Below are 16,652 nucleotides of genomic sequence, written 5' to 3'. Positions count from 1 at the left end.
AGTAATCGCAGCTGGCAACTAGTTAATATGATCATTGCGCTTGACGCAATGGGCGGAGATAATGCTCCACAGGAAATTATCTCCGGAGCCATTCAGGCTCTCGAGGAAATCCCCGCCGACGTTTCATTCAAACTCGTCGGGGATGAATCCCTCATACAATCTGAGCTCGACAAATACCAAGTTGACCTCTCAAGATTTTCGATAGTCCACACTAGTGAAGTAGTCACTATGGACGATCCCCCCACCGCAGCTATTCGCGGTAAAAAAGACTCCTCCATCGCTATAGCCGTTAAATTGGTTAAAGAAGGCGAAGCTGACGCATTAGTTTCAGCTGGGAACACAGGCGCTTCAGTCGCTTGCTGCGTCCTCAAACTTGGTCGCTTACCAGGCATCGATCGTCCCGCAATTGCAACCGTCATCCCTGCCCCACACGGCAAATTTGTTTTACTCGACTCGGGCGCTAACGTGGACTCGAAACCCGAAATGCTGAATCAGTTCTCCATCATGGGAGAAATTTACGCAAAAGCTATTCTCGAACTCGAATCTCCACGTGTAGGTCTCTTTTCAAACGGTAGCGAAGATGGCAAGGGCAACGAAGTCACGAAAGCAACATTTAAGCTACTCAAAGAAAACGACTACAACTTCATCGGCAATGTTGAAGGCACTGACTTGTTTAAGGATAAAGTAGACGTAGTAGTTTGTGATGGCTTTATTGGTAACCTCGTTTTAAAAAGTTGTGAAGGTATTGCCAAGGGGATCTCTGGCATGCTTAAAGAAAACATTAAGAAGAGACAAGTTCGAAAAGTTGGCTACGCCCTCTCGAAAGGTGCTTTTGATGAACTCAAAGAAAAAACTGACTCGCGCGCCACTGGTGGAGCCCCACTCTTAGGCGTCAACGGAATTTTCATCAAAGCCCACGGCAGTTCAGATTCATACGCTCTGAAAAATGCACTGAAAGTAGCTCACGAACTCACTCAAAAACAAATCAATAAACAAATTATTGCAGGAATTGAACAGGAGGCTTAAGATGAAAGGTATTAAGATTATTGGCACAGGTAAATACGCCCCTGAAAATATCGTCACTAATGATGATTTAGCTGAGACGGTTGAAACTTCACACGATTGGATCGTCACTCGAACAGGTATCGAGCAGCGCCATATTGCTGCCGACGACAAGCCACGTCTGACCTCTGTGTACCCGCTGCACAAAATGCTCTTAGCGATGCTGGCATCACTGCTGATGATCTCGATCTTATCATCGTAGCAACTCTCTCTCCTGATAAACCTTTCCCTAATACAGCGACGATCTTACAAAGAAAAATCGGCGCCATGAATGCGGCGTGTTTTTCAATTGAAGCTGCCTGCACAGGTTTTGTCTATGCAATGGAAGTCGCCTCTTCAATGGTTCGCTGCGGCAATTATAAATACGCTTTAGTTATCGGCGCTGAAAAACTCAGTTCACAAGTCAACTGGTCGGATCGCAACACCTGCGTTCTCTTCGGCGATGGTGCTGGGGCTGCTGTCATTGAAAGTGTTGATGAAAAAGATAATTCTTTACTCAACTCTATACTCGCATCTGATGGCACCCACGAAGAATTACTTCACACCGCGATCGGTGGATCAGCGACTCCCGCAACTGCAGATAATCTAGAAGACCCAGGACGCTACCTGCAAATGCAAGGTCGCGAAGTCTTCAAACTCGCTGTCACCAACATGGCAAACTCAGTTAAGAAAGCTTTAGAAGAAGTTAACCTAAGCGTTGACGACATCGACTGGCTCATCCCCCACCAAGCTAACGTACGTATTATCAGTGCTGTGGGTGATAAAGTGGGCATTGCAAGTGAAAAAGTTTTTGTTAATGTTCAAAAATACGGCAACACCTCGGCCGCCACTATCCCCATCGCCCTCGACGAACTCGCTCGTAGCGGCGAACTCAAACGCGGCCAAATCCTCGTCTTTGTCGCCTTCGGTGGTGGCTTCACTTGGGGTGCAACGGTTTTAAAATACTAAATCCAAGAAAGGAAAAATCATGAGCGTAAAAGATAAAGTTTGTGTAGTAACTGGCGGTTCACGTGGAATCGGTCTCGAAATCTGTCGTCGTTTACTCGCTGACGGTGCAAAAGTCGCCCTCATTGGCACAAGAGAAGAAACAGCTCAAAATGCTGTAACTGAACTCGGCGCTCCTGCGGATCAAGTAAAAGGTTATGCACTCAACGTTGCTGATGGCACGGCTGTAAGTGAAGTTTTTACACAGATCCTTAGCGATTTTGGTCAAGTTGACGTTCTCGTTAACAACGCTGGCATCACTCGTGACACACTTATGATGCGCATGAAAGAAGACGATTGGGACCTCGTTATGGCGGTCAATCTCAAAGGTGCTTTCAACTGTACAAAAGCTGTTATGCGTCCCATGATGAAATTGCGCAAAGGTCGTATCATTAATATTTCCTCAGTTGTTGGCCTTACGGGCAACGCTGGCCAAGCTAACTACGCCGCCTCAAAAGCTGGCCTCATTGGCTTCACAAAATCAAGCGCCAAAGAACTTTCCAGCAGAAACATCACTGTTAATGCTGTAGCTCCTGGCTACATCGCAACTGAAATGACAGATGCCGTCTCTGACGCAGCACGCGAAGCTTTCCTCACAAACATCCCATTGGGACGTGCTGGTGAAGCCAAAGAAGTCGCTGCAATGATCGCCTTTTTAGCCTCAGACGAGTCTGCATATATCACTGGTCAAACATTTAATGTTGACGGTGGTTTGGTTATGCAATAGCGTTTGCATTTTTAATACATGCAATCATTTTAACACGTTCACAAAACAAACTAATACAAACTTAGGAGAAGAGTTATGTCTTCAACAGCCGATAAAGTTATCGAAGTAATCTGCGAAAAACTCAGCGTAACTGCTGACCAATGCCTTCCTGAGGCTAAATTCATCGACGATCTCGGTGCCGATTCACTCGACACAGTAGAACTCGTTATGGAACTCGAAGAGCAGTTCAACGTAACTATCCCAGACGAAGTAAGCGAAAACATCCTCACGGTTGGCGACGCGATTAAATTCGTTGAAGAAAACGCTTAATTAAATTTATTTACGGCAGCAAAAACTATGGAATTAAAACGCATCGTTATCACTGGCACAGGTGTAATCTCACCCGTCGGTAATACTACCCAGGACTTCTGGTCTGGACTTCTCTCCGGAAAAAGTGGCTTGGATACTATTAAAGGCTTCGATACTGAAGGTCACCGCTGTACTATCGCTGGCGAAGTTAATGACTTCGAACCGACGCAGTACATGGAACCTGCAGTAGCCAAAAAAATCGATCGTTTCTGCCAGTTTGCAATTGCTGCCTCAAACGAAGCTGTGGAAGAGGCGGGTCTCAAAGACTCGTCGATTCCTGCAGAACGCATCGGCGTTCTCATTGGTTCGGGTATTGGCGGTTTAGCTACTCTCGAAGAAGAAGTAGAAAAACTCGTCACTAAAGGCCCCCGCCGCGTTTCTCCTATGCTCATTCCCAAGATGATTGGTGACATGAGCTCGGGAATCGTTTCAATCCATCATGGATTTAAAGGCCCCAATTTCACTGCAGTCTCTGCCTGTGCATCCTCAACTCACTCGATCGGAGAATCTTTCTGGATCCTTCAACGCGGTGATGCTGACGTGATCATTACAGGTGGTGCCGAAGCTGCAATTACTCCCGTTGGCATGGCTGGTTTCGCTTCTATGCGTGCAATGTCAACTCGCAACGATGATCCCCAAGGTGCAAGTCGCCCATTCGATAAAGACCGTGACGGTTTTGTGATGGGTGAAGGTGCTGGTATCCTCGTTATGGAAACACTCGAAAGTGCTCAAGCTCGTGGAGCTAACATCATCGCTGAATTTATTGGTTATGGTGCAACTGCCGACGCTAATCACATCACTTCTCCTGCCGACGACGGTTCAGGTGCTGCTGCTGCGATCACAATGGCTATGAAGCACGCAAAAATTGATGCATCAGAAGTGAGCTACATCAACGCACACGGAACTTCAACCCCGATGAATGATAAGTTCGAAACACGTGCGATTAAATCTGTCTTTGGCGACAAAGCTCCAAACATTCCTATCTCTAGTACAAAATCAATGACTGGTCACGGTCTTGGTACTGCTGGCGCTTGGGAAACTATTGTTTGTGCCCTTGCTGTTAAAAACGATAAAATCCCTCCCACTATGAACTACACGACTCCAGACCCGGAATGTGACCTTGATTACGTTCCCAATAAGTCTCGTGAGTGCACTGTTGATGTTGCCCTCAATATCAACCTTGGTTTTGGTGGTCACAATGCAACTGGTTTAGTAAGGAAGTTCAAATGAAATCAAAAGCTCTTATCGCGACGTTCTTTTTAGCTGCACTTAGTTTTTCTTGTGCAAATGACCCACAAATTGCTAGCCATGGCCTCCCAGCTATGGAACAATCATGGGCTGAAGCCATTCAGGCGTCTTACCCTGACTGGAAAGCTCCTAGCTACGCACCGATCGACCAGTAAGGAGCTCGGCCGACTTGTTTCGGCCACATCATGAACATCTCTATACAGTCTGATACAGATAAATACACATTAGCTGAGACCAAGCACATAGAAGACATTGCGCTTTATTTATGTGATCACTGGGGTCTCAGTAAAAAACACTGCTCACTTAACATAAGCTTCACTGATGACGCGGGTATCGAACCCGTCAACGTTCAGTTCCTTCAACACGAGGGAGCTACGGATGTCATTAGCTTCGATTACCTCGATGATTACGAAGAAGAGTTTGCCGACGAAGACGACCCCTTTGTCCTCGGCGAATTACTCATTTCCCTAGAAACTGCACAAAGCCAGGCTCAGACTTACGACTCATCTTTTAATGATGAAGCCCTGCTTTATGTAGCCCATGGTATTCTTCACCTCTGCGGTTTCGACGATCATCAAGAAGATGATATTAAAGCTATGCGTGATGCAGAAGCCCAATCCATGAAACTCATTAAAGAGCACTTCCCGAATGCAAGGATTATTGCCTAATGGGAATGCTTATTTTAGTCGGCCTTTTGGCTCTCGCTTGCTGGACAGGCGCTTGTCGATCTTCATTGCGCAAGCTCACTGGTGGGATACTCCGTACACTAGAAGACAAGACGCAAAAAAACTGTCAATACATCAATGACAATCGCCCAAGATTTGGTTTTGTTTTACGTGCTTCTAGTTTCACCTTTACTACAAGTTACACACTTGTTGCCCACAAAATTTTCATTTTAGACGGCGCCAAAAATACCCGTACCGAAGATATCGCCTATTTTGCCTTAGTTATGGTACTCTATCTCCTCACGCGAGAAGTACTGGGATCTATTTGGACTCGAAACTTTGGCATAACGATCCTTAGCAACTCTTTAGACATCCTCAAAGTTCTAAACATCATTCTCCTGCCTTATATCACAGTTGTCCTTAGCTTGCACAATAAGCACGAGGCTCGTCTCGAAGAGAGCGATAACAACACAACCAAGGCCTCAGCGGAAGACGAAATTTTATCTCTCGTAGAAGAAGACGAAGAGAACGATGATGAAGACTCAATCGAAGATGAAGAAGCCCGTATGATCAAAGGTGTTTTTAATTTGGATGACACCAGTATTCGAGAAGTCATGACACCTCGAACTTCGATCACTGGAGTCGAAAAAGAAACTCCACTTGAGGAAATCAAAAAACTCTTCATCAGCAGTGGCTATAGTCGTCTCCCCGTTTACGATGAGAAACCCGACCAAATCATCGGCCTTGTCTACGCCAAAGATTTCTTGGACTACAGTAAAATTTGCCAATCCAAACTTAATGACTTACTTCGTCCTGTAGAATTCGTTCAAGAAACTGAAACCCTTGACCTCAGCCTTCCTAACTTTCGTAAAAAGAAAATTCATCTCGCTATTGTACAAGACGAGTTTGGCGGAACCGCTGGCTTAGTCACAATGGAAGACCTCTTAGAAGAAATTGTCGGTGAAATCCACGATGAATTTGACACTGAAGAAGTGAGCCAAATTCAAATTCAAAGGCCAGGCTTTGCGATCATTGATCCTCGGGCTACGATAGATGATATCAACCAAGCTTTAGACAGTGCAATCCCGGATGAAGAATACGACACAATTGGCGCTTACATCTTTAACCTTACGGGCGATATTCCCACAGCCAAAACTGAAGTAGACTGTGAATTTTTTACTGCCACGATTCTTGAAGCTGATGAAAGAAATATCATCAGCCTCAGCTTAGAAGTTAAAGCTAAAAGCGAAGATGACTAAAGCTTCTCTAATCGCACCACGATAAACTTCGACATCGGTGTAAAACTACGTTTCGCATGATCGCTTAAGCCCACCAAGGGATTTGTCTCTGGGAAGTAAGCACCCGCACAATTCTGCGGTATATCATATTTCACTGGACGGAAACCTTCCACAGATCTCTGAACTCCATCACTCGCGTAACTGGTGATTCTGACCGAGTCACTTTCTGTGAGGCCAAAATTTTTCATATCCGTCTCATTTAGAAAAATGACTTTACGCTCATTCTTGATCCCACGATAGCGATCATCCATGCCATAGATCGTCGTATTATATTGATCATGAGAGCGCATAGTCATTAGCCTTAACTGACCTTCTTCAAGGTTGTGTGCAGGAAGTTCATTTGAAATGAAACGTGCTTTATCTGTTGCCGTTTTCCATTCGCGAAGGCGTGCCGAATTGCGTAAGTGAAAACCACCTGGCACCTGAATCTTTTTGTTATATTGATCAAATCCAGGTATAACAGCCTCAATTTTATTACGTATATTTGCGTAGTTCGCAATCAATCCATCCCAGTCAACTTTCTCGCTACCAAACAAAGCTTTTGATATCCCCGCAACAATGGCAGGCTCAGATTTTAAAGATGTGGATGCCGGCTCATTACTACCTGTGGAAGCGTGTACCATGGACATCGAGTCCTCAACCGTCACACTCTGTAAGCCAGAAGCTTGAAGATCTTTTTCCGAACGGCCAATACAAGGCAATATTAAAGCTTTCTTCCCATGAATCACATGACTCCTATTGAGGTGAGTCGAAACATGCACCGTCAATTCACAAGATTGCATGGCTTTAAAAGTCTTTTCTGTATCGGGCGTAGCAGAGGCGAAATTACCGCCCATACCGACAAATACCTTAGCCTCACCTTTCTCCATTGCTTCGATAGCGTGTACCGCACTTAAACCGTGTTTACGTGGCGCAGTAAAATCGAACTCTTGCTCTAACTTCACTAAAAAATCTTCTTTGGGGAATTCTGTAATCCCTACTGTACGGTCGCCCTGAACATTACTATGGCCACGTACCGGGCAGGCGCCTGCTCCTTCTCTACCAATATTGCCCTTGAGCAACAATAAGTTGATTACTTCCTGAATATTGGCTACGCCATGACGGTGCTGAGTTAGCCCCATCGCCCAACAAGCAATGACACGATCAGAATTTGCATAGACTTCCGCAGCCTCGATGATTTGCGCCTTCGGCAAACCCGATTCACGTAAGATTTCCTCCCAAGAAACTGACTCAACGAGGGCCTTGTATTCATCAAAACCGGAGCAATGCTCCTCAATAAACGCCTCATCTAATTTCACTCCACTCTCAAAGAGGTGCTTAATCATTCCGCGAATCGCCGCTAAATCACCCCCAATGAGGGGCTGGTAATAATGACTCGAAATGGGACTCACTTTATTAAGTCCCATGCCAACGGGATCCTGAGGGTGAATAAAACCTTTAAGCCCCGCTTCAACGAGCGGATTAAAACTCAAAATCTTACAACCACGCTTGGCGGCAGTTTGCAGTTCTGCTAGCATTCTCGGGTGATTGGTGCCTGGATTCTGCCCAAAAACATAGATTGCATCAGCTTTTTCAAAATCGTCTAAAAGCACGGTACCTTTACCAATGCCAACACTTTCTCCCATACCCACGCCCGTCGACTCATGACACAAATTGGAGCAGTCGGGGAAGTTATTCGTCCCATACATACGCCCCATGAGCTGATATAGGAAGGCGGCTTCATTAGAAGTTCGACCAGAGGTATAAAAAAGAGCCTCGTCGGGATTATCTAAAGCCTTCAATTCTTTTGCGATGATCGCAAAGGCATCGTCCCAAGAAATGGGCTCATATTTGTCGCTTAAATCATTATACACAAAGGGCTCGGTCAAACGCCCTTGATCTTCGAGTTTAAAATCTGACCACGACTGCATTTCCGTCACGGTATGATTCATAAAAGTTGCGGAACTCGCGCGTTTTTTTGTCGTTTCGTAAGTCAGTGCTTTTACACCATTCTCACAAAACTCCGACATAGAAGTCTCTTTGGGGTCTGGCCAAGCACAACCCGGGCAATCAAAACCCTTGGGTTGATTCATTTTAAAAAGTGTTTTTGCGCTCTTTGCAAAAGCTTCCCTCTGCATAAATTTCATGGATGATTTTAAAGCACCCCAGCCACCTGCGTATTCTTTAGACATCTTATAATTCCTAAACGACTTCTCTAGCGCGTTCTAAAGAGGAGTAAAAAGTTACTCGATCTTCACGGCAAAATGCAGCTAGAGTCATATTTAAATTTTCCGCCCATTCCACTGCGAGTGAAGATGGAGCTGAGATCGAAGCTAATACGGGAATTCCTGCCCGATTGCATTTTTGTATTATTTCAAAAGAAACCCGGCCACTCACTGTGAGTAGCTTCGCTTGCATCAATAAATTGTTCTCCAGTAAAAAACCCACGACTTTATCAACGGCATTATGACGCCCAATATCCTCAAATAAGCAAAGAATTGATCCATCTTCAGCAAAGGCTGCAGCCGCGTGACTTCCCCCTGTTAAAGAAAAGAGTAATTGCTCTTTTGCGGACTTCGCAAAGGCAACTTGTAAAAATTCGTGGTCAATAAGAAAATTATCCTCTAAAGGGTCGAGCTTAGTAAACAAATTCTCCACATTGCGTTTCCCGCAAATCCCACATGAGGGGCTCGAACCAAATCGACGCCCTTCAATTTTGCCCTGAGTCTTTATTTTTGCCCGAGCCACTAAACCTTTTTCCCATTCTTCAACTGAAAAGCTTTCAAAACCCTCGGAACTAATGCCTTCACTATGCAATAAGCCGCGAACGAGATTTCTTTCATCACCAGGAGTCTGCATCGTTAAAGATAAATCTTCGCCATTCACGATGATTTGTAAAGGAGTTTCGACGAGCAGGCAGTCTTTTTGTTGCCGACTCGACCCCGCTTCATTCTTGAAACTGCTTACTGATTGAATTTTTTGCATAGGACATCCGATGAGTTTAATTGTACTTACAATAAGCTTCTTAGAAAGAAACTCTTGTACTTTTTTATCATTTTTTAGTTCAATTCAACTACTCGGTCTATCAATTCGCACTCAAGTCAGTCATACGGCACTGCAATCTTTAGTTTTCCTTGTTTTTTACGAATCGTATTATAGTTCATTAGATAAATCGATTTTCACAAGCAAAGTGAGCAACAATAATTTTGATCGCTAAAGGTTAACCCAATGAAATTCACTTTAAATAGCTTCACCCCCTATGACCTACGTGCCAAACTGGGTGAACAACTTAACCCTGAGGTTGCTTACGCAATTGGTCGAGCCTATGCGCTTACACAGAAAGCGAAAAAAGTCTGTGTTGGGGGAGACATCCGACTGAGTTCTGAGGAACTCAAAAATGCCCTCGCTCGTGGGCTTGCAGAAGCTGGTTGCGAAGTTCTTGACCTAGGCTTAACCGGCACAGAAGAAATCTACTTTGCCACCGTTCATTATAAACTTGATGGCGGCATTCAGGTAACCGCGAGCCATAATCCGATAAATTATAATGGTATGAAGTTTGTGGGCCCCAACTCCATCCCCATTGGTATGGCAAATGGCTTACAAGACATCAAAGAGTCCGCAGAACAATACCTTAATCATCCCAGTGAAAATTTATCCGGCACTCAGATCGCCGCTATCCGTAGTGAGTCATGCTTAGCAGAATATATTCAACATATTCTTAAATTTATCAGCCTCGATAAATTGCACCCCATGCGCTTATTGATGAATGCGGGCAATGGGGCTGCGGGTCATATAATTGATGCCATCGAAAAAGAGTTCCAAAACAAAAATGTCCCCGTAGAGTTTATAAAAATCAATAATGAACCCGATGGTAAGTTCCCGAAAGGCATTCCGAATCCCTTACTCCATTCTTGTCGTGCTGAAACTTCACAAGCGGTCATCGACAACAATTGTGACCTTGGCATTGCTTGGGACGGCGATTGTGATCGTTGTTTTTTCTTTGATAATAAAGGCGATTTTATAGAGGGTTACTTTATTGTCGGCCTATTAGCTGAAGCATTTTTAAAACATGATCCTAATCAAACTATCTTGCAGGACCCTCGCCTAACTTGGAACACCATTGATATAGTCAATGAAAATGGAGGCCAATGCTTCAAAAGTAAGACAGGCCATGCCTTCATAAAAAAAGACATGCGCGAACGCGATGCAGTCTATGGCGGTGAAATGTCCGCACACCATTACTTCAGAGACTTTTTTTATTGCGATAGTGGAATGATTCCTTGGTTGTTGATCATTGAATTACTCTCATCAAAAGAAGCCGACCTTCATGAACTCCTCCACCAACGTATTGCGCTATTCCCTAACCCCGGTGAACTCAACTTTACGATAAGTCACAAAGATGAAGCCATAAAATCTATCGAGCAATACTTCCGCGATCAAGGCGATGCTCTTATCATTGAATATTTCGATGGCCTCAATATTGAGTTCAAAGACTGGCGCTTTAGTTTGCGATGCTCAAATACTGAACCCTTAGTTAGGTTAAATATCGAAACGCGCGCCAATCAAGGTTTACTCAAGAATAAACTGGCTCTCATCCAAAGTTTACTAGATAAGTGGATTTAAAGAAGAGTATTCCGTTCCCATAGACAACAAATGTAGCAAGAATTGTTAAATTTTGATTAGCGCTGTCAAAAATCATCGCCCTAAGTTGATTCTTAGTTCAACTAAACAATTAAGGACAACATATTATGAAATATTTTTTACTTTTAACACTCTTCTCTTTAAGTGCTTTGGCTCTGGAAACACAGGACTACCAGAAATTGAAATCAGCTATCTATGAAAGCATGAAGGAAAACATGGACGTTCATCAGAACGAATGCTTAAAAGAAAGTCAAAAAGAGGTTTTTCCGGCTTATCACAAGCTCCTCAAAGCTGTAGCTAAAAACGACGAAAACTTCAGCGCACTTTACCAAGAACTCAAAGATAACAATCAATCCAGTGGCAAATACAAGGCTCAACGAACTGTCGAACTTTACCTTATCACCGAAGTAAAGGATCAAGAAAAGTATGCCGAACTCTATGAGACGTGGCACAAAGCTCGTGTCGCCTACGAAAATAAAAGAGGTGCTCTACTCAAGAAAGCGAATCACCAAGCTGGTCAAGGTTATGCGAAAAATATGAAAAAGATCCAAGACTTGCGTGCTCCGCAATCTTAATCCCTGTAGTAAACTTCCACCAAGTGAAAACCAAATTTACTTTTCACTGGCCCATGAATCACATTGAGCTCTTTCTTAAAGACAATCTGGTTGATGGCTGGAACGAGTTGCCCTGGGCGTAACTCTCCAAGATCTCCACCTCGTTTTGCTGAATTACAGGTGGAGTATTTTCTTGCGAACTTCGCAAAATCAGCCCCTGATTTCAGCTTTTCTAAAATCTCTTCAGCATCTCGTTTTTGCTTGACTAAAATGTGCCGCGCCATGGCTGTTTTCATGACTAGTTCTCAAGTTTTTTGAGTTTGGATTCAAGCTCAACTAACTTGGGGTCTTTCATGAGCTCAATGTAAATTTCTTCATTAAGCTTATTAATTTTCTCAATTATCTCTTTTTGCTCTTCGGCCAATAGAGCATCACTGGCGATTAATTTATCTTGTAAAGCATTGATTTTTTTTATCACTACCTGACGATCTTTGCCTAATTTCCCTTTGAGTGATGCGACAAGATTTTTCATTTCATCATTGCGCTTAAAGAGTTCATCCAACTTGATGTACAAACTTTTGACTCGGCGGTCCAAGCTCTTGAGCTTGATATCTTTATTAATCTTATCCAAGCTTAAACGATGGAACTCTAAACGAACGGTATTCCAGTCATCAATTTTATCCGCTTGGACACTCAAACATATAAGAAGGCTTATCACTAATTTTTTAATCATTGATCTTGCTCCTTAAATTGAGTATTCCAGAGTCGGGCATAAAGACCATTTTGTGCTAATAAATCTTCATGTGAACCGTACTCAGCCACATAACCTTTATCCATTACGTAAATACAGTCAGCATCTTTCACCGTACTCAAGCGGTGGGCAATCGCAATCACAGTCCTGTCAGTCATGAGCTCGTTAATCGCTTGTTGAACCAATTGTTCCGTCACATTATCCAAAGCACTCGTGGCTTCATCCAAAACTAAAATCGGCGGGTTCTTTAATATCGCTCGAGCAATAGCGACACGCTGACGTTGACCACCCGAAAGTTTCGTACCACCGGTTCCTACGTTAAACTTAAAACCTTCTTCTTTATCATTGATGAAACCAGTCACATCAGCTTGTTTGGATGCTTGATCAATAGCTTCATCACTTGCACCTTCGACACCATAGGCGATATTGTATTTCACCGAATCATTAAATAGCGTCGTCACCTGATCCACAAAGCCGATGAGATTTCTTAGAGAATCATTGCGAATATCGCGAATATCCACACCATCAATCGCGATTGACCCTTCATGGATATCATAAAAACGCGCCAACATATTAACGAGGGTCGTCTTACCTGAACCCGCTTCACCCACGAAGGCAACAAAGTTTCCTTTTGGAATGGTGATATTTACATTTTTTAAAGTTTGTTGGCCATCATAAGAGAAACATACATCCCTAAAGGTAATTTCCTTTTGGAAAGTCGGCAAAGCTTTGGCTTGAGGCTTTTCTTTGATTTCGTAGTCCATATCCAAGTACTCAAAAATTCTTTCGGCAGCCGCAACCGTTTTAATGATGTTAGCTTGGATTTTTGTTAAGGATTTGAAAGGCTTATAGGCTAAATTTGCCGCAATACCAAGGGCTGCGATTTTATCAAATGTCACACCTTCCACCACACTATAAATTAAAAAGATTACCGCAAAACATACTGCTGCAGCCTCTGTCATTGGTGCTAGTAAGAGTTCATAGCGCTTTGATTTCATGGTCAATTTGAAGAAACGATTATTGGAATTATCGAAGCGATCTTTTTCATATGTTTCCATATTGTAAGCTTTCACTAGTCTAACACAGGAGAGTGTTTCCTGCATACGCACCATCACATTACCAATTTGTTCCATAGTCTTTTTAGCGTACTTCTTTAAACGTCCGCCAAGGGCAAAGATTGGCAGTAAAAACACTGGCATACCTAAAAACAAAAATATTAAGATCCCCGTTAGATCGTTCTCGATCGAGAACCAGGTGATGAAGCCGACAACAGAAAGAATTTCTATCGGACTACGCGTTAATTGACCTATGTTTTCCGATATAGCCGACTGGATTGTCCCCGTATCATTCTGACAGCGACTCATCATTTCCCCAACTTCTTCAGAATTGTGGAATTCCATCGATTGATTCATTAACTTGCCAAACAGCTTAGCACGCAAGTCAGCTACGACGCGAAGGCCAACCCAACGCATGAAGTAACGATTGAAAAATGTCCCCGCACTCTTGAGCATAAGCGCAATCATGAGAAAGAATGCCCCAATGATCAAAATAGCTCCAGTTGGCTCTCCTGTGATTGGGTCTTGTAACTCAAGGCCACATTTTTGTTCTAAGAGATCTCTTAAAAAAGCTGGGATTTTCGCAACCTTTGCATCCCACTCTTTTCTCTTGCTTTGATCCACAGTCACTACTGAGATGACTTCTAGCTGTTCCCCTTGCGAAATTTGCTCTTCGTATTCATCATCGGCGTTTTTCCGATTCTCCACCATGATTTCCACATTGCTTTTGTCGGGTTTTTCAAGCGTGTAGCGACTCACAGACTGCACCTGTTTATCACTTCCAACCACTTGTCCCATCACGGAAGCTGTCTGAGTGAGCAAACCAAAAATCGACCCGCCAGTCACAAAGCCAAAAAAGATCCCTAAGATGAGCTTTCCTTTATATGGCTTTACGTAACTGAGTAAGCGCACATAAATCGCCCAATTGATCTTTTTCTTTTTACTCATATAATCTCGTTAAGTTTTTGATTTTGCAATATAGGGCAATAGCTTCAAAAGTATATACAGTATATTTAAAGAATCGCCGGAGTTTCACCATGCGTTTTGTTTTCCTTATGGACCCCATAGAATCAGTTAAAGCCAGAACTGATACTTCTTTCATTTTCATGATTGGTGCTCAACGCCAAGGCCATGAAATATGGTTTTGCGGCACTCGCAATATTTCTATCCTCGATGGGAAAGTCCACATGCAGGCCCAAAAGCTTCGTGCGATTGAACTCAAAGGCCTCTACGATTTAAATGGCACTGATAATCCGATCTCGCCCTTCGAAGTTCTCGAAGAGCGCACTTTGATTGACGATGAGATCGACGCCGTCTTCATTCGTACTGACCCGCCTTTTGATTCCGGCTACTTGATGAATACATGGATGCTCGACCATTTACCCACAACAACTGCAGTCATCAACTCGCCCCAAGCCATTCGTGATGTCAACGAAAAAGTCTGGTGCTCACGCTTTACAGAGTTCACACCGCGAACTTTAATTACTGCTAACATGGATCTTTATCTCAAGTTTCTCGATGAAGAACAACAAGTCATCGTTAAACCTTGCGATGGTTTTGGTGGCGCAGGAATTTTCCGCATTGAACAAGGCAAAGCCAATGCCCGCGTTGCCTTTGAAACACTTTCTAATCGTGGCCAAGAAGAAGTAATTGTTCAAGCCTACGTCAAAGAAGCTAGCCAAGGAGATAAACGAATCCTCTTGCTCAATGGCGAAATTTTGGGTGCTGTTTTACGTGTTCATGGTGCCGATGATCACCGCAACAATTTTTATGCGGGTGGCTCAGCCGTGGCCTGTGAAATCACTGATCGTGAAAAAGAAATCTGTGCCGCTCTCAAACCCTGGCTACAAGAAAAAGGCCTCTATTTTACAGGAATTGATTTCCTCGGCGACAAGCTCACCGAGGTCAATGTCACATCACCCACCTGCATGCAGGAAATGAACCGACTTTACGATTTAAAACTAGAGGATACTGTAATCGCCTTTGTAGAAAATTTAATTAAAAGTAAAAGGAACTCAAATGCTTGAGCTCAAACTATATTCATCGAATGGGTGCCCATTTTGTCGTAAGGTCACTAGCTTTATGTCTAGTAATGGTATCGAACTCGATGTTGAAGACCCCTACTCCAACAGAGACGCCATGTCGACCTTCAAAAAATTGACTGGAAAAACCCAAGTCCCTTGCCTCATGATCAATGGTAAGCCGATGCACGAATCTGATGATATTATTAACTGGTTACGTGGAGAATTCCTCTAATGAAAGAGCAAATCGAACAAGCCATCCTAGCTGTCCTTCCCGACGCACAAGTGCATATCGTCGATCCCGATGGCGCACACTTCCAAGGCCTCGTTATCAGCCCCAGCTTTGTAGGTGTGCCCTTACTGAAGCAACACAAGTTGGTCATGAACGCCCTCAAAGAAAAATTTGCGACGGATACTGTGCATGCACTTCAACTCAAAACTTTCACTCCCGAAAAATGGGAAGCTCAAAAATCTAATTATATTAACTAAGGAAAACTTATGTCTGACATAAACGCTACAATTAAAGCTGAGCTCGAAGCTCACCCAATTAAACTTTTCATGAAGGGTGTTCCTGCAATGCCACAATGCGGTTTCTCACAAACTGTTATTCAAATCCTCAGCTTCTACGATGTTGAATACTCATCTATGAACATCCTCGAAAACCCAGAATTCCGTCAAGGCTTAAAAGATTACTTCGAATGGCCGACTTTCCCACAACTCGTTGTGAACGGCGAACTCGTTGGTGGTTGCGACATCATCATGGAGCTTCACGAAAACGGTGAACTTCAGGAAGTTCTTGACTCAGCTAAAAAATAATGTCTAAGATCCCCGATATTATTCCAGACTTCAGTAAATCTGAAGAAGGACTCATTCCCGCTGTGGCACAAGATGCCGCAACGGGAGACATCCTCATGCTCGCCTACGTCAACCAAGCTGCATGGGATGAGACCCTCAAATCGGGTCGTGCCTGCTATTGGTCACGTTCTCGCTCAAAGCTTTGGAAAAAAGGTGAAGAGTCGGGAAACTGGCAAGAAATCAAAGAGATCCTCGTAGATTGTGATGGCGACTCGATCATCTACAAAATCGAGCAAATTGGTGGCATTGCCTGCCACACAGGCCGTCGCTCATGCTTCTACAACAAGTATGAAGATGGTGGTTTCAGTGTAAACTCTAAACCCCTCATTGACCCCGACGAACTCTACAAGAAATAGATTATTTTTTCTTCATGGTCATAAAGCTTTTTGCTTTATGACCTTTTTTTGTCTCCAGTTGACAAAAGTTTTTCACCTTTCAAAATTGCAAATAGCTGAAAAGTAGTA

The 16,652-nt window shown here is 43.5% G+C and carries 19 protein-coding genes and 1 pseudogene; 15 read left to right on the top strand and 5 right to left on the bottom strand.

Features of this window, described 5'->3' with window-relative positions; genetic code table 11:
* The 8 genes and pseudogenes from plsX to LNTAR_RS26005 form a co-directional block, all read left to right on the top strand.
* Window positions 1–1,026 (top strand): phosphate acyltransferase PlsX (gene plsX / locus LNTAR_RS17120; RefSeq protein WP_007280002.1); only part of this gene is annotated, 1,026 nt, incomplete at its 5' end.
* A 1-nt stretch (window position 1,027) separates the two neighbouring features.
* Window positions 1,028–2,010 (top strand): annotated as a pseudogene (locus LNTAR_RS17115) (beta-ketoacyl-ACP synthase III).
* 19 nt (window positions 2,011–2,029) lie between these two features.
* The gene (gene fabG / locus LNTAR_RS17110; protein WP_007279999.1) at window positions 2,030–2,773 is read left to right on the top strand and encodes a 3-oxoacyl-[acyl-carrier-protein] reductase; all 744 of its coding nucleotides are present in this window, start codon (window positions 2,030–2,032) and stop codon (window positions 2,771–2,773) included.
* 75 nt (window positions 2,774–2,848) lie between these two features.
* Window positions 2,849–3,082 (top strand): acyl carrier protein, encoded by a 234-nt coding sequence (locus tag LNTAR_RS17105; RefSeq protein ID WP_007279998.1) that lies wholly within the window; start codon window positions 2,849–2,851, stop codon window positions 3,080–3,082.
* A gap of 27 nt (window positions 3,083–3,109) precedes the next feature.
* A complete protein-coding gene (gene fabF / locus LNTAR_RS17100; protein ID WP_007279997.1) occupies window positions 3,110–4,351 on the top strand; it encodes a beta-ketoacyl-ACP synthase II in 1,242 nt (413 codons plus the stop codon).
* Window positions 4,348–4,524: a hypothetical protein gene (locus tag LNTAR_RS27290; RefSeq protein WP_007279996.1), complete on the top strand. Its 177-nt coding sequence runs from the start codon at window positions 4,348–4,350 to the stop codon at window positions 4,522–4,524. Before fabF ends, LNTAR_RS27290 begins: the two co-directional genes overlap by 4 nt.
* A gap of 30 nt (window positions 4,525–4,554) precedes the next feature.
* Window positions 4,555–5,037, top strand: coding sequence for an rRNA maturation RNase YbeY (gene ybeY / locus LNTAR_RS17095; protein WP_007279995.1), 483 nt, complete (start codon window positions 4,555–4,557; stop codon window positions 5,035–5,037).
* Window positions 5,037–6,293 (top strand): hemolysin family protein, encoded by a 1,257-nt coding sequence (locus LNTAR_RS26005; RefSeq protein WP_007279994.1) that lies wholly within the window; start codon window positions 5,037–5,039, stop codon window positions 6,291–6,293. Before ybeY ends, LNTAR_RS26005 begins: the two co-directional genes overlap by 1 nt.
* On the opposite strand, the gene LNTAR_RS17085 is transcribed toward LNTAR_RS26005, so the two are convergent.
* Both LNTAR_RS17085 and fdhD read right to left on the bottom strand, forming a co-directional pair.
* Window positions 6,290–8,503 (bottom strand): FdhF/YdeP family oxidoreductase, encoded by a 2,214-nt coding sequence (locus LNTAR_RS17085; protein WP_007279993.1) that lies wholly within the window; start codon window positions 8,501–8,503, stop codon window positions 6,290–6,292. The two genes, LNTAR_RS26005 and LNTAR_RS17085, sit on opposite strands and share 4 nt — an antisense overlap.
* A gap of 10 nt (window positions 8,504–8,513) precedes the next feature.
* Entirely contained in the window at window positions 8,514–9,296 is a 783-nt protein-coding gene (fdhD, locus tag LNTAR_RS17080) for a formate dehydrogenase accessory sulfurtransferase FdhD (protein WP_007279992.1), read from the bottom strand.
* A gap of 243 nt (window positions 9,297–9,539) precedes the next feature.
* Between fdhD and LNTAR_RS17070 the strand changes: the two genes are divergently transcribed.
* Together LNTAR_RS17070 and LNTAR_RS17065 are read left to right on the top strand one after the other, a co-directional pair.
* Window positions 9,540–10,934 (top strand): phosphohexomutase domain-containing protein, encoded by a 1,395-nt coding sequence (locus LNTAR_RS17070; protein ID WP_007279991.1) that lies wholly within the window; start codon window positions 9,540–9,542, stop codon window positions 10,932–10,934.
* 125 nt (window positions 10,935–11,059) lie between these two features.
* Window positions 11,060–11,527 (top strand): hypothetical protein, encoded by a 468-nt coding sequence (locus LNTAR_RS17065; protein WP_007279990.1) that lies wholly within the window; start codon window positions 11,060–11,062, stop codon window positions 11,525–11,527.
* Here LNTAR_RS17065 and LNTAR_RS17060 read toward each other — a convergent pair.
* Genes LNTAR_RS17060 through LNTAR_RS17050 form a run of 3 tightly spaced genes read right to left on the bottom strand, consistent with a single transcriptional unit; the run spans window position 11,524 to window position 14,260 of the window.
* Window positions 11,524–11,802: a peptidylprolyl isomerase gene (locus LNTAR_RS17060; RefSeq protein ID WP_007279989.1), complete on the bottom strand. Its 279-nt coding sequence runs from the start codon at window positions 11,800–11,802 to the stop codon at window positions 11,524–11,526. The genes LNTAR_RS17065 and LNTAR_RS17060 overlap by 4 nt on opposite strands.
* Window positions 11,803–11,804: 2 nt before the next feature.
* On the bottom strand, window positions 11,805–12,239 hold the full coding sequence (locus LNTAR_RS17055) for a hypothetical protein (protein ID WP_007279988.1): 435 nt from the start codon (window positions 12,237–12,239) through the stop codon (window positions 11,805–11,807).
* Window positions 12,236–14,260 carry an ABC transporter ATP-binding protein gene (locus LNTAR_RS17050; protein ID WP_007279987.1) on the bottom strand — a complete coding sequence of 675 codons (2,025 nt, stop codon included), beginning with the start codon at window positions 14,258–14,260 and terminating at the stop codon, window positions 12,236–12,238. The genes LNTAR_RS17055 and LNTAR_RS17050 overlap by 4 nt, the downstream gene beginning before the upstream one ends.
* Before the next feature lie 89 nt (window positions 14,261–14,349).
* Here LNTAR_RS17050 and gshB point away from each other — a divergent pair, with 89 nt between their 5' ends.
* Genes gshB through hisI form a run of 5 tightly spaced genes read left to right on the top strand, consistent with a single transcriptional unit; the run spans window position 14,350 to window position 16,544 of the window.
* On the top strand, window positions 14,350–15,339 hold the full coding sequence (gshB, locus tag LNTAR_RS17045; protein ID WP_007279986.1) for a glutathione synthase: 990 nt from the start codon (window positions 14,350–14,352) through the stop codon (window positions 15,337–15,339).
* Window positions 15,332–15,568, top strand: coding sequence for a glutaredoxin family protein (locus LNTAR_RS17040; protein WP_007279985.1), 237 nt, complete (start codon window positions 15,332–15,334; stop codon window positions 15,566–15,568). Before gshB ends, LNTAR_RS17040 begins: the two co-directional genes overlap by 8 nt.
* Window positions 15,568–15,822 carry a BolA family protein gene (locus LNTAR_RS17035; RefSeq protein ID WP_007279984.1) on the top strand — a complete coding sequence of 85 codons (255 nt, stop codon included), beginning with the start codon at window positions 15,568–15,570 and terminating at the stop codon, window positions 15,820–15,822. Before LNTAR_RS17040 ends, LNTAR_RS17035 begins: the two co-directional genes overlap by 1 nt.
* Window positions 15,823–15,831: 9 nt before the next feature.
* Window positions 15,832–16,149 (top strand): Grx4 family monothiol glutaredoxin, encoded by a 318-nt coding sequence (gene grxD, locus LNTAR_RS17030; protein WP_007279983.1) that lies wholly within the window; start codon window positions 15,832–15,834, stop codon window positions 16,147–16,149.
* Window positions 16,149–16,544, top strand: coding sequence for a phosphoribosyl-AMP cyclohydrolase (gene hisI / locus LNTAR_RS17025; RefSeq protein WP_007279982.1), 396 nt, complete (start codon window positions 16,149–16,151; stop codon window positions 16,542–16,544). Before grxD ends, hisI begins: the two co-directional genes overlap by 1 nt.
* Window positions 16,545–16,652 lie beyond the last annotated feature (108 nt).

It is taken from the genome of Lentisphaera araneosa HTCC2155 (assembly GCF_000170755.1).
In the GTDB taxonomy this organism is placed as follows: domain Bacteria; phylum Verrucomicrobiota; class Lentisphaeria; order Lentisphaerales; family Lentisphaeraceae; genus Lentisphaera; species Lentisphaera araneosa.
The sequence above is the reverse complement of the archived record's forward strand: the minus strand, read 5'-3'. Positions and strand labels throughout refer to the sequence as shown.

Excerpts from the sequence above, each read along its gene's own strand:
- fabG (WP_007279999.1), top strand. The coding sequence starts at position 2,030 with ATGAGCGTAAAAGATAAAGTTTGTGTAGTAACTGGCGGTTCACGTGGA.
- LNTAR_RS17105 (WP_007279998.1), top strand. The coding sequence starts at position 2,849 with ATGTCTTCAACAGCCGATAAAGTTATCGAAGTAATCTGCGAAAAACTC.
- fabF (WP_007279997.1), top strand. The coding sequence starts at position 3,110 with ATGGAATTAAAACGCATCGTTATCACTGGCACAGGTGTAATCTCACCC.
- LNTAR_RS27290 (WP_007279996.1), top strand. The coding sequence starts at position 4,348 with ATGAAATCAAAAGCTCTTATCGCGACGTTCTTTTTAGCTGCACTTAGT.
- ybeY (WP_007279995.1), top strand. The coding sequence starts at position 4,555 with ATGAACATCTCTATACAGTCTGATACAGATAAATACACATTAGCTGAG.
- LNTAR_RS26005 (WP_007279994.1), top strand. The coding sequence starts at position 5,037 with ATGGGAATGCTTATTTTAGTCGGCCTTTTGGCTCTCGCTTGCTGGACA.
- LNTAR_RS17085 (WP_007279993.1), bottom strand. The coding sequence starts at position 8,503 with ATGTCTAAAGAATACGCAGGTGGCTGGGGTGCTTTAAAATCATCCATG.
- fdhD (WP_007279992.1), bottom strand. The coding sequence starts at position 9,296 with ATGCAAAAAATTCAATCAGTAAGCAGTTTCAAGAATGAAGCGGGGTCG.
- LNTAR_RS17070 (WP_007279991.1), top strand. The coding sequence starts at position 9,540 with ATGAAATTCACTTTAAATAGCTTCACCCCCTATGACCTACGTGCCAAA.
- LNTAR_RS17065 (WP_007279990.1), top strand. The coding sequence starts at position 11,060 with ATGAAATATTTTTTACTTTTAACACTCTTCTCTTTAAGTGCTTTGGCT.
- LNTAR_RS17060 (WP_007279989.1), bottom strand. The coding sequence starts at position 11,802 with ATGAAAACAGCCATGGCGCGGCACATTTTAGTCAAGCAAAAACGAGAT.
- LNTAR_RS17055 (WP_007279988.1), bottom strand. The coding sequence starts at position 12,239 with ATGATTAAAAAATTAGTGATAAGCCTTCTTATATGTTTGAGTGTCCAA.
- LNTAR_RS17050 (WP_007279987.1), bottom strand. The coding sequence starts at position 14,260 with ATGAGTAAAAAGAAAAAGATCAATTGGGCGATTTATGTGCGCTTACTC.
- gshB (WP_007279986.1), top strand. The coding sequence starts at position 14,350 with ATGCGTTTTGTTTTCCTTATGGACCCCATAGAATCAGTTAAAGCCAGA.
- LNTAR_RS17040 (WP_007279985.1), top strand. The coding sequence starts at position 15,332 with ATGCTTGAGCTCAAACTATATTCATCGAATGGGTGCCCATTTTGTCGT.
- LNTAR_RS17035 (WP_007279984.1), top strand. The coding sequence starts at position 15,568 with ATGAAAGAGCAAATCGAACAAGCCATCCTAGCTGTCCTTCCCGACGCA.
- grxD (WP_007279983.1), top strand. The coding sequence starts at position 15,832 with ATGTCTGACATAAACGCTACAATTAAAGCTGAGCTCGAAGCTCACCCA.
- hisI (WP_007279982.1), top strand. The coding sequence starts at position 16,149 with ATGTCTAAGATCCCCGATATTATTCCAGACTTCAGTAAATCTGAAGAA.